Source organism: Neptunomonas japonica DSM 18939 (assembly GCF_000422765.1).
Classification (GTDB): Bacteria; Pseudomonadota; Gammaproteobacteria; order Pseudomonadales; family Balneatricaceae; genus Neptunomonas; species Neptunomonas japonica.
In genome coordinates this window covers 1-10,983 of record NZ_AUGR01000038.1, presented here as the reverse complement: position 1 = coordinate 10,983, position 10,983 = coordinate 1, and the positions used below count along the sequence as shown (strand labels likewise).

Annotated in this window: 10 protein-coding genes; 4 read left to right on the top strand and 6 right to left on the bottom strand. The window is 44.9% G+C overall.

Features of this window, described 5'->3' with window-relative positions:
* Positions 1-300, top strand: a 300-nt coding sequence (locus G511_RS0117600) for an integrase core domain-containing protein (RefSeq protein ID WP_028470811.1), incomplete at its 5' end; no start/stop codon positions are given.
* Positions 301-595: 295 nt separating this feature from the next.
* On the opposite strand, the gene G511_RS0117595 is transcribed toward G511_RS0117600, so the two are convergent.
* Genes G511_RS0117595 through G511_RS0117580 form a run of 4 tightly spaced genes read right to left on the bottom strand, consistent with a single transcriptional unit; the run spans position 596 to position 4,965 of the window.
* Entirely contained in the window at positions 596-1,234 is a 639-nt protein-coding gene (locus G511_RS0117595; RefSeq protein WP_156905251.1) for a hypothetical protein, read from the bottom strand.
* Positions 1,235-2,530, bottom strand: coding sequence for a glutamate-1-semialdehyde 2,1-aminomutase (gene hemL / locus G511_RS0117590; RefSeq protein ID WP_028470809.1), 1,296 nt, complete (start codon positions 2,528-2,530; stop codon positions 1,235-1,237).
* Between the two features lie 15 nt (positions 2,531-2,545).
* Positions 2,546-3,178 (bottom strand): thiamine phosphate synthase, encoded by a 633-nt coding sequence (thiE, locus tag G511_RS0117585; protein WP_028470808.1) that lies wholly within the window; start codon positions 3,176-3,178, stop codon positions 2,546-2,548.
* Complete coding sequence (locus G511_RS0117580) at positions 3,175-4,965, bottom strand: chloride channel protein (protein WP_028470807.1); 1,791 nt, start codon at positions 4,963-4,965, stop codon at positions 3,175-3,177. Before G511_RS0117580 ends, thiE begins: the two co-directional genes overlap by 4 nt.
* Before the next feature lie 88 nt (positions 4,966-5,053).
* On the opposite strand from G511_RS0117580, the gene argC reads away from it, so the two are divergent.
* Positions 5,054-6,085, top strand: coding sequence for an N-acetyl-gamma-glutamyl-phosphate reductase (argC, locus tag G511_RS0117575; protein ID WP_028470806.1), 1,032 nt, complete (start codon positions 5,054-5,056; stop codon positions 6,083-6,085).
* 65 nt (positions 6,086-6,150) lie between these two features.
* A complete protein-coding gene (gene erpA, locus G511_RS0117570; protein WP_028470805.1) occupies positions 6,151-6,501 on the top strand; it encodes an iron-sulfur cluster insertion protein ErpA in 351 nt (116 codons plus the stop codon).
* 53 nt (positions 6,502-6,554) lie between these two features.
* Here erpA and G511_RS0117565 read toward each other — a convergent pair whose 3' ends face one another.
* Positions 6,555-7,661 (bottom strand): anhydro-N-acetylmuramic acid kinase, encoded by a 1,107-nt coding sequence (locus G511_RS0117565; RefSeq protein WP_028470804.1) that lies wholly within the window; start codon positions 7,659-7,661, stop codon positions 6,555-6,557.
* A gap of 5 nt (positions 7,662-7,666) precedes the next feature.
* Positions 7,667-9,097, bottom strand: a complete 1,431-nt coding sequence (locus tag G511_RS0117560) for an OapA family protein (protein WP_028470803.1) — start codon at positions 9,095-9,097, stop codon at positions 7,667-7,669.
* A 193-nt stretch (positions 9,098-9,290) separates the two neighbouring features.
* On the opposite strand from G511_RS0117560, the gene tyrS reads away from it, so the two are divergent.
* Positions 9,291-10,586, top strand: a complete 1,296-nt coding sequence (gene tyrS / locus G511_RS0117555) for a tyrosine--tRNA ligase (RefSeq protein WP_028470802.1) — start codon at positions 9,291-9,293, stop codon at positions 10,584-10,586.
* The last annotated feature ends 397 nt before the right edge of the window (positions 10,587-10,983 follow it).

Here is a 10,983-nt window from a genome sequence, read left to right as displayed (position 1 = left end):
TGTTCAGTAGTCTATCAGAAGGCATTGGAGGATAACGGTATGGTGCCGTCGATGACAGATGGTTATGATTGCTATCAGAATGCACTGGCAGAGAGAGTTAACGGGATACTCAAGCAGGAGTTTCTACTGTATCGATGTAAAACGTTTATTGAATTGAAAGTGTTGGTGGCTGAGTCAATCGCTATCTATAACCAAATGAGGCCGCACTTGAGCCTTGGCATGAAAACGCCAGAAGAGGTGCATAAAAAAAGCGGCTGCCTAGGGCAACCGCTTCTATCAAAAACCGTCAACGTATTTTAGGACGGGACAGGATAAGTTCTCAGTAAAAGTCACATGCGAACTTATGTTGTTCATGACATGAATTGAAACGCCATCAATGCTTGTATTGCCTTAGAGGCTGATAAAGCTAACCGAAGCTCGAGTGTTATATTTATGTAGTAAAATCAATGAAATAAAACTTTCAACTGGCGAAAATAAAGGCTTGTGGATCCACCGCAACTGAATAAACTGCTAGTAATAATAGGCGTTAGATATCAGAGCTATTCATTAAATGCCGCACTTTTCAGTGCGGTATTTTTTTGTAGAGTCTGAATACTTACAAGCTTGTGGGTACAGTTTTCTGATTCTGAAACAAAGAAATAACTTCCCTTGTAGCTAAGCCTAAAGCTATAAGACTGATCGCCAGTAAGCCATCGCTGAATATAGCGTTTTGATATTCAGGTAACAGAGATAGCGTTCCGTAAACAGCCACCGATAAACCCGCTAACAGTGCGCCGACTAACCCTAGCAGACGAATATTTGCCTGGCTGTAGCGAACAAAGGCTAGCAGCAGTGCCACGGATGTGATTCCTGAGAGCACCATTGCGTACTGCTCACCAAATTCGGCTCTACGTGCTAGCTCAAACATCGCAATTAACACCAACACCCATCGGCCCCAGCCCGCGCGAGACCAGAACTTATTAAAGCTGGTGGCCAGTAATAGAGAGGCAATTAGCGGAATCGCTAAATAGTCTTTCATATTGCTGAGCAGGCGTTGTAGGGTTTGTGAGTTTTGGCTTTGTTCGCTGATGAGTAGCTGGCCAGCGGCAGAGGCTAATATCAATACGATACATAACAACAGTAGCAGCACGAGTGATCTGTTATTGCTGGTTAGCGTTTTTGGTTGGCGAAACAACTGAGCTGCGTAAAAAACGCAGCTCAGTATGATTGCCAGGTTAGCAAAGGTCGCCATCATCTAAGCTTTTTTAGCAAAGGTATCAAACACACGTCCCGCTGCTGCAATGGTGCGATCCAAATCTGCTTCAGAAATAGCTGCTGACATAAAGCCTGTTTCGTATGCAGAAGGGGCTAGGTAAACGCCTTCTTTGAGCATGCCTTGGAAGAACTGCCCAAAGCGTTCAGTATCGCAGGCCGTTGTTTGTACAAAGCTGCTGATATTTTTTTGATCTGTGAAGAATATTCCAAACATGCCGCCAACAGCGGTTGTTGTAAATGGAATACCTTTTGAGATGGCCATGGCTTCTAGGCCTTGTGTTAGGTAATCAGTTTTAGCCTCTAGCTGATCATGAATGCCCGGTGTCGCTGTCAGAGCGTTTAGCATGGCTAAACCTGCATTCATCGACAAAGGGTTTCCTGATAGCGTGCCCGCTTGGTAAACCGGACCTAAAGGCGCGATCTGTTCCATAATTTCGCGTTTTCCACCAAAAGCACCAACAGGTAAGCCGCCACCGATAACTTTACCTAATGTCGTTAGATCTGGTTTGATACCGTAATAGGCTTGGGCACCACCCAAGGCAACACGGAAACCGGTCATTACTTCATCAAAAATAAGTACCGTGCTGTATTCGTCACACACTTCACGCAAGCCTTCAAGGAAGCCTTCTTGAGGTGGTATGCAGTTCATGTTGCCGGCAACCGGTTCAACGATGATGCAAGCAATCTCGCTGCCTACTTCTTCAAATGCTTGACGAACATTCTCGATGTCGTTGAATGTTAGTGTGATGGTGTGTTCAGCAATAGATGCAGGTACGCCCGGTGAGTTGGGCTCACCCAGTGTTAGTGCGCCTGAACCTGCTTTTACTAGCAGTGAATCAGAGTGGCCATGGTAGCAGCCTTCAAACTTCACGATTTTATCGCGGCCGGTATAACCACGTGCTAAGCGAATAGCACTCATGGTCGCTTCAGTGCCTGAACTGACCATACGGATCATTTCGATAGAAGGCATTATTTCACATACTTTATCAGCCATCTGAGTTTCGATTTCGGTCGGTGCACCAAATCCTAAACCGTTATCTAGTACGCTTTTCACTGCATCAATAACTTCAGGCAGAGCATGACCTAAAATCATTGGGCCCCATGAGCCGACATAATCGATATATTGATTATCATCTTCATCAAAAAGATAAGCGCCTTGCCCTTTTTTGAAAAATACAGGTGTGCCACCCACGCCTTTAAATGCGCGAACCGGCGAGTTTACACCGCCAGGGATGTGAGTTTGGGCTGCTTGAAAAAGATCTTCTGAACGTGACATGCTGATGAACCTTCTTTATTCATTCCAGTTGAAAGCGTGGGCAAATGCCTCGGCTTGCTGTGTGATTGACTCTGCGGCAAAAAGTGAGTGCACTACGGCAATCATATCAGCCCCTGCAGTAATCGTTTGGCTGGCATTATCCACAGTAATTCCTCCGATCGCCACTATTGGGCAAGAGAGTATTGATTTGGCTTCGGCTAACAGCGAAAGTGGTGCCGGTTTTGCGCTAGGTTTGGTTTTTGAGGGGAAAAAAGCACCAAATGCTACATAGTCTGCGCCAGCTAACGCGGCGCTGTTAGCCAGTGATAGTTGGTCGTGGCAAGTCACACCAATGATGGCGTTATTGCCGAGTGTTTGGCGTGCTATTTCTATCGCCGAATCTTTTTGCCCTATATGTACACCATGCGCACCGCATTGATGCGCCAGTTGGACATCATCATTGATTATAAATGTTCGGTTATGTGAGCGGCACAATTCATTGAGCAAACTTGCTTGGCGATAGCGCTTTTCTGTATCGCAGGTTTTATCTCTGTATTGAATGACTTGAGCACCGCCAAGAATCGCTTGTTGAACGTACGATAGCAACGTTTGGTCGTCCGGCATGAGGTTGTTATCGGTAATGGCATACAGGCCGTGTAGTGGATTCATAGAGTCTGCTTATGTGTGTAGTAATATTCAATCTGTGCGCGAGTGAGAATTCCCATAATCTCGCCTTGGTTACTGGTGATGCACAGGTTGGCGATGTTTTGCTCATTCATCTTTTGTAAGGCTTCATAGAGTGTTGCCCTAAAACTGAGTGTCACAATATTAAAGCGCTCAGCAGGAATTTCCAGTAGGTTAATTGGCTGCTGTGGTTCTAGTGGTGTTTCTTGTTGACGTGCTAAAGAGTCGTCTTCTTGTGCTTCCTTCTCCTGAGCTAGCAGGGCTTGGCGTGTTAAATGGTCTTGTAAGTCGTTGGGTAGCATTATAGATGTGGCAGGTTTCCCGACTTCTTGTATGAGAATCCAGCGAGGCGCTTCTGCTAGCATTTCCTGTGCGGAGGAGGCGTTGATCAAGTGATTAGTAGCGACAAAGTTTCTTTCCATTAAGCTAGCCGCTGCTGCTCGTGACAGTGCTTGAGCGATCGGCTCTTGGCGGTAATCGAGCCCTTGAGCCTGTAATGATGATAGAAAGATAGAAGGCAGGTTAAATAGATAGCGAACGGTTAGGTTACTGATAACGATAGCGATCATACCAGGAAAGATAATGTTCGGGTTACCAGTGAGTTCTAGTAATGCCACCAATGCTGCCAAAGGTGCATTGAGCACAGCACCCATCATGGCTCCCATACCCAGCATGGCATATAAGCCGACATGCGATACGTCCATGTCGGTGGACCAGTCACCGATGATACCGCAAATCCCGCCGATAAGAGCGCCAATAAAGAGTGTCGGCCCGATAAGCCCTGCAGGAATACCTAAGCCAAGAATAAAAGGAGTAAGCAGCAGTTTAACTAACAATAATCCACACAATAGTTGGATATCTAACCGCCCCCAGAGCGTTTCGGAGATGGTGTCGTAACCAATGCCCATCACTTCTGGGTAAAGCATGGCAGCTAGCCCCGTGAGAATACCCGCTAACATAAAGCGTACAGCAACAGGCCAGTGTGCAAGTTTATAGGCAGATAGCATGATGTGATTAAAAGCCGCGGCACACAAACCGACAACAACGCCTAGCAACATGACCCATGGCACTTCGGCTAATGTATTAATCTCAAATGAAGGCACATCAAAAACGTTTTCATGCCCTAATATACTGCGCATGACTATGTCCGCAGAGACGGCAGCAACAATGACGGGTGTAAAACCGATGACGGTATATTCCAGTAAAATCACTTCCATCGCGAAGATAACACCCGCTAATGGTGTATTAAAACCTGCTGAAATAGCTGCAGCAGCACCACAACCAATTAGTAGGCGCAACGAGTTATTGGGTAGCCGTAGCCGCTGACCTATGAGGCTGCTACAGGCCGCGCCAAGAAAGATCGAAGGCCCTTCACGACCCACAGAATGCCCACTGACTAAAGCAATGGTGGCAGATAAGAACTGCATGACGATACTTCTACCAGGGATATGCCCCTGATAATAGGAGAGGCGCTCAAAAAGGTTGACCATACCGACCTGTTTGGCGGCTTGTGGCCATAGGTAAAAAATCAATATAAGGAAGCCGCTCCCTATAACGGGCCATAAAAAATGCTGTGCGCTAGATAAACCTTCGAAGTTGTCAGCTTGGCCCAGCCAGTAGGTTAGTGGTAACTCTACTGCCATGCGAAATAGGACCATGAGCAAGCCGGTTATTACCCCGGATAGCATCCCCAAAATAACAAGTTGAGGCAGTGCGTCATAGTGAGCTAGGCGCTCCCGAAAATACTGCAATGATAAGTGGTATTTCTGCATTCAGTTTTTTAACCAACAGCTGATAGTTTTTACGACCCTTGGACGGTATTATAAGTTAACAGTTTTTGCATGCCGATGAGAGGTTAAAGTGATTAATGTAGGTATCGTAGGTGGAACAGGTTATACCGGTGTAGAGCTTTTAAGGTTACTAGCCAATCATCCTGATGTGGACGTGAAAGTAATTACTTCGCGCTCAGAAGAAGGTATTTATGTGGCTGATATGTTTCCAAACCTTCGAGGACATTATGATCTGCAGTTTACCGTGCCGGATGCCGATACACTTTCAACGTGTGATGTAGTGTTTTTTGCTACGCCACATGGTGTGGCTATGGGAATGGCTCCTGAGTTGATTAAAAGGGGTGTGCGGGTTATTGATTTGGGCGCAGATTTTAGAATTAAAGATGTAGAGCTTTGGTCACAATGGTACAAGCTTGAGCATACTTGCCCTGATTTAGTTGAAATGGCTGTTTATGGTTTGCCTGAAATAAACCGTGAACAGATCAAGACGGCACAGCTCATTGCGTGTCCCGGTTGTTACCCGACGGCAACTCAGCTTGGCTTCTTGCCACTACTAGAGAATAAATTAATCGACCATCGTCGTTTGATCGCTGATTGTAAATCCGGTGTCAGTGGTGCTGGCCGTGGTGCAAGTGTTGGGGCTTTACTTTGTGAGACTAGCGAAAGCATGAAGGCTTACGGGGTTCCTGGTCATCGGCATCTACCTGAGATTCGTCAAGGTTTATCAGAGGCTGCAGAGCGCCCTGTCGGTTTGACCTTTGTTCCGCATCTCACACCGATGATTCGTGGGATACATTCGACCTTGTACGCGACGCTTAAAGATCCGCAAGATGGGCTTCAGGCATTGTTTGAAGAACGTTATAAGGACGAGCCATTTGTTGATGTGATGCCAGCCGGCAGCCATCCAGAGACTCGTAGTGTGAAAGGTTCGAACATGTGCAGGATTAGTGTTTTTCGCCCACAAAACGATGACACAGTCGTTGTGCTATCGGTTATTGATAATTTAGTTAAAGGTGCAGCAGGCCAGGCTATTCAAAATATGAACATCATGTTCGGTTTTGAAGAAACTGCAGGCTTATCTTTTGTCGGTCTTATGCCATGATACTTGACTAAATTGCTTGGTTAATTGAGAATAGGCTGATCAGATTTAATGATACAGAGAGCGATATGACAGAATCAGTGGCATTAAATGAGGCTATGGTATTTACAGATGCAGCTGCTGCAAAAGTAAAAAGCCTAATAGAAGAAGATCAGAACGATAATCTTAAGCTTCGTGTTTTTATTACGGGCGGCGGTTGTTCTGGCTTTTCTTACGGTTTTACGTTTGATGAAGAGACCGCAGAAGACGATACCCAAATAGAAAATCAGGGTGTGCTTATGGTCGTTGATCCAATGAGCTTGCAGTACCTAGAAGGGTCTGTTGTTGATTATCAAGAAGGCTTACAGGGTTCGCAGTTTAAAATTGAAAACCCGAACGCAACAACGACCTGTGGTTGCGGTTCATCATTTTCGATCTGATTTAATATAAGTTTAAGCACAGCTGCTAGCTGTGCTTACTTTTATCTCATCTACTACGCTTGATAAATCCCGCCTAATATTCGTTCTTGAGCAGCGCCTGTAACGCTAGGTAAATTACCGGATAGTTGTTTAATCGTTTGACGAGCTAACCAAGCAAATGCAGCTGCTTCAACCCAGTCTGGGTGTAGCCCTAGCTCTTCTGTTGTACCTATATGTGAATGCTTAACTAGCGAGGATAATCTGGTTGTTAGCGCGTTGTTATGCACGCCGCCACCGCAAATATATAGCTCGGGGCTTACTAGGTTCTCGGCATTAATTGCATCAGCGATAGATCTAGCTGTTAACTCTAATAATGTGGCTTGGATATCAACGGCTGAAATGTGCTGGTGGCTGTTGTGGATAACCTGCTCTAGCCAGTCAAGGTGAAATTGCTCTCTTCCGGTGCTCTTGGGTGGAGCTTCCGTAAAGAAGGCTAGGCTGAGCAATTGTTGTAGCAGTTCTTGGTTTACTTGGCCTGAAGCTGCCCACTGACCAGCTTTATCGTAGCTAGCGCCGCAGTCTTTATTAATCCACGCATCTAATAATATATTTCCAGGACCCGTGTCATAGCCTGTAACCGTTTTTGAATTATCGGCGGGCAGTAACGTAATGTTGGACATACCGCCAATATTTAAAATGATGCGGTTTTTATCTGACGAGCGAAATACATTATTATGAAAAGCAGGTACCAAAGGAGCGCCATGCCCACCTGCAGCTATATCTCTTCTTCTAAAATCTGCGGTAACAGTGAGCTTAGTGATTTCAGCGATTGTGTTGGGGTCGCCTATTTGTAGGGTGAAACCGGCTTCAGGGCGATGGCGAACCGTTTGTCCGTGACAACCCACCGCCACTATTTGGCGAGTATCAAAGGGTGCTGATTGTAAAAACTGATTAATGCTATCGGCAAATAAGCGTCCCAATTCTATATCCAGTCGGCCTAATTTTTCGATCTCATTATCAGCCGGTTGAGTCAGTCCTAAAATATCTTGGCGAATCTGCTCTGGAATAGTGAAGCACTGCGCTTTGATAAAACTAAGCTGCTCATCAATACGAACCGCAGCAATATCAATACCATCTAGGCTGGTACCTGACATTACACCTATATAAATATCTGCTTTCATAAGTACTAATTCGCTCTGGCGTACAGGGTCGCAGCGTATGTTTTTAGCTGGTTTTTCATCTGGCTAGCGACTTCTTCAAAGGCTACTAGTTCTTTTTTAGGAACCGGTGACGCATGCGGGAATTTAACAGTCATTGGATTTTTGTGAGCGCCATTTACACGAAACTCATAATGCAGGTGTGGACCTGTAGCGAGCCCTGACTTGCCAACATAACCAATAACTTGCCCCTGTTTTACGCGGCTGCCTTTTTTTAGCTTCTTATTATATTTAGACATATGGGCGTATAGCGTGGTGATATTACTGCCGTGTTGAATAATAACGGCACGACCATAGCCGCCCTTGTTGCCTTTCCAGATGACTTTACCATCACCTGACGCTTTTATCGGTGTACCTGTGGATGCTGCGTAGTCGACACCTTTGTGGGCGCGTATTTTGTTTAGTAGTGGATGTTTTCTGGACAGGTTAAAGCGAGAGCTAACGCGGGCAAAGTTAATAGGCATTCGCAGAAACGCTTTACGCATGCTGTGACCGTCAGGTGTGTAGTAGCTGCTACTTCCTTCTGAATCTGTATATCGAATAGCGGTAAGGTTCTCACCATTATTAATAAACTGAGCAGCGACGATATGACCGTCGCTAATTTTCTTTCCGTCTAGGAATTGCTCATTATAAATAATACGAAAGCTATCTCCTTTACGAATGTCTTGCGAGAAATCGATATCCCAGCCATAAATCGATGCGAACTGCATGATCATATTATTAGATAAGCCAGCGCGTTCAGCGTCTACGAATAAAGAGCCTTCAATAACGCCCTCTATGTAGCGCTCTTTAGTAACAGGCGTGCGCTCAATCGTATTAACAGCAAACTTATTATCGATTAATTCGATAAGAAGCGTTTTTAATGGGCTGATTTCATACTTTAGCTTTTTGAGGCTGGCTTCTTCAATAAGAAAGGCAAGTGATTCACCAGGGTAGAGTCGGCTGAGTTCGTTGCCCTGTTTGGTGGCTTGGCTGATATTGTAAACATCGCGAGGGTTTAAGCCTGCGCGCTTAAAGAGAGACGTTAGATTGTCGTTCTTCTGAACAGTATAAGAGATCCAGTTTTCAGCAGGCTGAAGAGGCGTTGTGGCTACGTCAGTTTTTGTTTCTGACTCTGGAGTGAAGGTTGCTGCATCACGTTGGCTTTCTGATAGAGATGACGTCTGGTTGGTTAGGTTTAGAACAATGCTTTTGCGTATTCTTTGAGCGGTTTGGTCAATGCTATCTAAATGGGTAGAGTTTTCAGAGACTTGGGCTGTTGGTAAGTTGCTCTTTGTTGCAGAGACTTCCTCAGAAGGCAAAAGAAGTAATGTAATACTTAGAATAACGCCGCAAATGCTTATGGCTGCAAGGTGCACTGTTGGAAAGCGGCCTTTGATCTGTTGTAAAAAATGTGGCATGGCTCAGTTCTCACGATCCATTTATTAATCAGTGAATATAAAACAGTAATATACGATATTTTCTTAAAGTAGTATCGGCTGTAAAGTCAAAATATTGACATTAGTAATTGAAATTTGTTCAAAACTCGCGCTATGGGTAGAATGTCGCATCAATTGAGTACCGTATTAACATTTAACAAGGTAATGACCCGAAATGAGTGAGTTAACACTGTTACAGGATTTTAAAGCGAGAGGCCTTATAGCGCAGATGACCAGCGAAGAGGAGCTTGAAAATCATTTAAATGAGAACAGTGTGACGCTTTATTGTGGTTTTGACCCAACGGCAGACAGTCTTCACATAGGTAGCTTGGTGCCATTATTAACCTTGAAACGTTTTCAGCAGTATGGTCATAAGCCATTAGCGCTGGTGGGTGGAGCAACAGGTTTAATAGGTGACCCGAGCTTTAAGGCTCAAGAGCGTAAGTTAAATGACGATGAAACAGTAGCAGGATGGGTTGATAAGATTAAAGAGCAGGTCAGCGCGTTTATTGATTTCGACTGTGGTGATAACAGTGCCTCTGTTGTTAATAACTTAGATTGGACGCGTGGCCTAGATGTGCTGACCTTCTTACGTGATGTCGGCAAGCACTTTTCTGTTAACCAGATGATAGCAAAAGAATCTGTTAAGCAGCGTATTGACCGTGACGGCGATGGCATCTCTTTTACAGAATTTACCTACATGATTCTGCAGTCGTTTGACTTTCAGCAGCTCAACAAGAGTCATGAGTGTACATTGCAAATTGGTGGTTCAGACCAGTGGGGTAATATTACCGGCGGAACTGAGTTAACACGGCGTATGAATGGCAATCGTGTTTATGGTATGACGCTGCCATTGGTGACGAAGTCTGACGGCACTAAGTTTGGCAAAACCGAGTCGGGTACTATTTGGCTGTCTGCTGCAAAAACATCTCCTTATGCGTTCTATCAATTCTGGTTGCAGGTTGCTGATGCTGATGCGTATCAGTTCCTCAAGTACTTCACTTTTTTAAGTGTTTCAGAGATTGATCAGATCGAAGCTGATGATAAAGAGCGCCAAGGTCGCCCTGAAGCACAGGCTATATTAGCGAGTGAAGTAACAAAGCTAGTCCATAAAGAAGAGGGGCTTGTTGCAGCGCAGCGTATTACTGACGCATTATTCAGTGGCAACTTGGCAGACTTAAGCAAAGGGGATTTTGAACAGTTGAAGCAAGATGGTTTGCCTTCATCGGCACTTGATCTTGAAGCGCTAGAGAGTGGCTTGCTGACATCCTTGCTGTCTGATGCAGATATGGGCAATGGTAAGCAAGTAAAGGATGCTTTGCAGCGCAATGCCGTTAATGTGAATGGCGTTGCTATCGGCTTGGACAGCAACAGTAAAGGTGCAGAAGTTTTTGCCCGCTCTGCCAGTATTCATCAAAAGTACTTCCTTGTTAAGTTAGGTAAGAAAAAGCACCATTTATTCTACTTATAAGAAAAAGACTCATTAGCTAGGGTTTCAGCATACCCAGTTAAGTAACTAATTAAAGGCGCCCTTGTGGCGCCTTTGTTGTTTTAGAGCTGTTATGGCAAATAAATGACTTTTTTTAGGGCTGGGTGTTGACTCCTTTGAGGGTGTCTGTAGAATGCGCACCTCTTCCCAAGGAAGCCCCTCAAAAGGGTGGCTTAGATGAGAAGGTGCTGGTTTTTAAGTTCTTGATAATTAACATCTTTTCAGGTTTTTTAGATTAGTAGTTGGTGTCTGGTTTTGCAGCCAAATGAGTTTCAGAAAGTTGCAAAATAAAGGTTGACACCAGCGAGGCGTTCGGTAGAATATGCGCCTCACTTGAACGACACGTTCAAGCGCTCTTTAACAGATTGGTCAGATAATT